The organism is Frankia canadensis (assembly GCF_900197875.1).
Taxonomy (GTDB): Bacteria; Actinomycetota; Actinomycetes; order Frankiales; family Frankiaceae; genus Frankia; species Frankia canadensis.
In genome coordinates this window covers 1-3,686 of the sequence record NZ_FZMO01000322.1, presented here as the reverse complement: position 1 = coordinate 3,686, position 3,686 = coordinate 1, and the positions used below count along the sequence as shown (strand labels likewise).

Here is a 3,686-nt window from a genome sequence, read left to right as displayed (position 1 = left end):
ACCCAGATACAACCCGTCCTGACCGGTAATCCCGGTAATCAGCGCACGCGGCACGATGTCGTCCTTTCCCGCGCCCGATGGAGCCGGCGGCGCGGTGCATTCACAAGGATTCTCGGAAATCATCCGGCGGGTACCGCGGCCGGCGAGGTCGAGGGACAGGAGACAGCCAGGCCGGGACCGTCAGGTCGGCGTGCCGGCGGAATCGAGGGCGGAGTCGGACGCGCCGGCGGCAGGGGCATGGTCGACGGTGCCAGCACGGTTGGCGGTGCCAGCACGGTTGGTGGTGTCCGCACGGCCGGCGCGATCGGCGGAGCCGGCGGGATCGGCGGGGGTCGTGGGGGCGCGGACGGCCTCGACGCCGAGCGCGTCGGCGGCGGCGAGGGTGGCCCGGCTGGAGGCGAGCAGCTCGGCGGTCACGCTCGTGTCCCCACCCCGGCACATCCGCAGGAAGGCCGCCGCGGCGTCGCGGTGGCCCTTGTCCTGGGCGCCCTTCCACACCGAGCGGCCGTCGACGACGAGTTCCCGGTAGTCGTCGATGCGGACGTGACGCACCCCGGCGAGCGCCTCGACCTGCTCCTTGCGGGCGCCGCGCGGATGGGCGGAGCTGTAGGCGATCGTCGACAGCGAGCCGTCGACGTGTCGCAGCGTCACCGACATGTCGGGAGCGAGCAGCAGTTCGGCGTCGCGGCCGGCGAGCGCCGCCACCGCGTCGACCTGGCTGCCGGTCAGTGCCGCGCAGGCGTCGACGAAGTGGCAGACCTCGCCGAGCAGCCGGCCGCCCTGGACCCGGTCGTTGTACCAGTGATCGCCTGGCACCGGCCCGGCGGCGACCCGGTAGACGACGCTCAGCGGGCCGGTGCGCTCGGACAGCGCCGCGTGCGCGCCGCCGAGCGCGGGCGAGAAGCGCCGGTTGTACCCGACGACGAGCGCGCCGCCGCCAGCCGCCGCGGCCCGCTCGACCCGGTCGAGCTCGTCGAAGCCGAGCGCCAGCGGCTTCTCGCACCACACGTGCCGGCCCCGTTCGAGGGCGCGGGCGGCGAGCTCGGCGTGGGTCGCGTGCGGGGTGGCGATGACGATCACGTCGATGTCGTCGTCGTCGAGGACGGCGTCGGCGCCGGCCACCGCGCCGGCGAAGCCGTGCCGGTCGGCGAACGAGCGCGCCGAGCGGCCCCCCGCGGAGGCGACGGTGGCGAACTGGTCGAAGCCCGCGGCCCGGAACGCGGGCAGCAGCACGGAGGCGGAGAAGGCGCCCGCGCCGATCCAGCCGACCCGGCTGCCGCGGCGCAGCGCCGGGGCAGCGCGCTGGCGCGGCACCCGCGGGCGCGGGCGGGCGTCGTCACCGGGCGCCGGCGAGGGCGGATAGTCGAAGCGGATCGCCAGGTAGGGCTCGGTGCGCTCGGCGACGAGCTCGTAGGCGCGCGGCGCCTGCTCGATCGGGAAGGCGTGGGTGACCAGGTCGTCGACGCGCAGCCGGCCGGCGGCGAGCAGGTCGAGCACCGCCTCCTGGTTGCGCCCCTCGGTCCAGCGCACCTGGCCGGCCGGGTAGTCGACGCCCCAGTCCTCGTAGCCGCGCTCGTAGCGGCCCGGCCCGTAGGAGCGGGCGAAGCGCAGGGTGAGCTCCTTGTCGTAGAACGGCGCCCGGGTCAGGTCGAGCCCGACGTCGCCGACGACGACGAGGTGCGCGCGGTCGCGGGCGAGCGCGGTCGCCCGCATCACCGGCTCCGCGGAGCGCCCCGCCGCGCAGACAAGCACCGCGTCGGCCCCGCGCCCGCGGCTCCAGGCCCGCACGGCCTCGGTGGTGGCCTCGCCGGACTCGGCGAACGCCCGCACCCCGGCGGCCCGGGCGGCGTCCAGCGGCAGCTCGGCAAGATCGATGCCCGCGACGTCGCAGCCGCTGGCGAGCGCCAGGCGCGCCGCGAGCTGGCCGACCAGGCCGAGCCCGACGACGACCACCTTCGAGCCCGGCCCGACCTCGGCCAGGCGCAGCCCGTGCAGGGCTATCGAACCGATGGTGGCGAACGCGGCGGCGCAGGCGTCGACGCCGTCGGGTACCCGCGCGCACAGCAGCCCGGGCACAGACTGGAACTCGGCGTGGTTGGCCCCCCCCGCCCCGCCGGTGGCGACAAGGTCCCCCGGGCGGATGCCGTCGACCGCCGCCCCGACCTCGACCACCCGGCCGCAGGCGCTGTAGCCGAGAGGAACGTCGGTGCCCAGCCGGTCGCGCACCGTGCGCACGGCCGTCGAGAGACCGTCCGCGCGGGCCTTGACCGCGACCTTGCGCACCAGGTCGGGCCGGGCGCGGGCCTTGGCGAGCAGGCTGGACCGGGCGAGCGCGGTGACGGCCCGCTCGGTGCCGGCCGACACGATGCTCGCCGTCGTCGACACCAGCACCTCGGTCGGACCGACGGTCGGCACGGGCACCTCGACGACCCGCACCGCTCCCCCGGACGCCGCCTGAACCACCTGTCTCATCTCGCGCGAACCTCCGCCGCCGTCGTCGACGGGCCCGGCGCTGTCCGCGGGCGGCCGGTGGACAACCGGCGGCCAGCCGCGCGGGACACCCGCACCCACATGATGCCGCGCAGTGTAGTTGATGCATTACATTCAGCGATGAACGTCGCTCGCTCTCCATCCGACGTGTCAGAGCCGGAGGAACGGCCATGCTGTCAGCGCCGGCCGCCACGTGGATCCTCACCCTGGCGGCGACCCCGATCGTCATCGTGTCCATGCACCGCCTGGCCGCGATCGACCAGGTCAACGCCCGTTCCTCGCACGCGGCGCCGACGCCGCGCGGCGGCGGCATCGCGGTCGTGCTCGGCCTGTTCGGTGGGGTGCTGGTCACCGTGTTCTGCGACGGCGGCGCCGGCGGGCCCAACCTGCTGCCGCTGAGCGCCGCCGCCGCCCTGTTCGGGCTGATCGGACTCGCCGAGGACGTCGGCGGCGTCACCGCGATGCGTCGCCTCGCGCTGCACACCGCGGCGGCGTTCCTCGTGGCGGCGATGGCCGTGCTGGGCGCGGTCCTCGGCGACCCGGAGCCCCGCCTGCTCACGGTCCTGCTGGTCACCGTGACCGCGCCACTGTGGATCACCGGTTTCGTCAACGTCTTCAACTTCATGGACGGCATCAACGGCATCTCGGCGGCGACGGCGGCGCTGACCGGGGCCACCCTCGCCGCGCTCGGCGCGGACCGCGGCGCCACGGCGGTGAGCGCCGGCGGCACGCTCGTCGCGGCGGCCGCCCTCGGCTTCCTGCCGTTCAACTTCCCCCGCGCCCGCGTCTTCCTCGGCGACGTCGGCAGCTACGCGCTCGGCGCCGTGCTCGCCGTCCTCACCGCGCAGGCGGTGCTCGCCGGCGTCCCGCCGGAGGCGGCACTCGCACCGAGCGCGCTCTACCTCGCCGACACCACGGCGACCCTCCTGCGCCGCATCCGCGCCGGCGAGCCATGGCACACCGCGCACCGCTCGCACGCCTACCAGCGGCTGACCGTCGCGGGCTGGTCGCACACCCAGGTCACCCTCCTCGTCGCCGCCGTCACCGGCGTCCTCATCGCGCTGTCCCTGGCCGCCTACGGCCCGCCGGCGACCCGCCTGGCCGCCGACGCCGCCTGCGCTCTGGTCCTCGCGGCCTACCTCGCCGCCCCCCGCCTGCGCCGCATCCGCGCCGGCGAGCCATGGCACACCGCGCAC

Annotated in this window: 2 protein-coding genes; one reads left to right on the top strand and one right to left on the bottom strand. The window is 76.0% G+C overall.

Annotated features, from left to right (window positions below):
* Window positions 1-180: 180 nt before the first annotated feature.
* Entirely contained in the window at window positions 181-2,472 is a 2,292-nt protein-coding gene (locus C1A33_RS22010; RefSeq protein WP_101833281.1) for a bi-domain-containing oxidoreductase, read from the bottom strand.
* 188 nt (window positions 2,473-2,660) lie between these two features.
* Between C1A33_RS22010 and C1A33_RS22005 the strand changes: the two genes are divergently transcribed.
* Window positions 2,661-3,686: MraY family glycosyltransferase (locus tag C1A33_RS22005; protein ID WP_101833280.1), on the top strand; the 1,026-nt coding region annotated here is incomplete at its 3' end.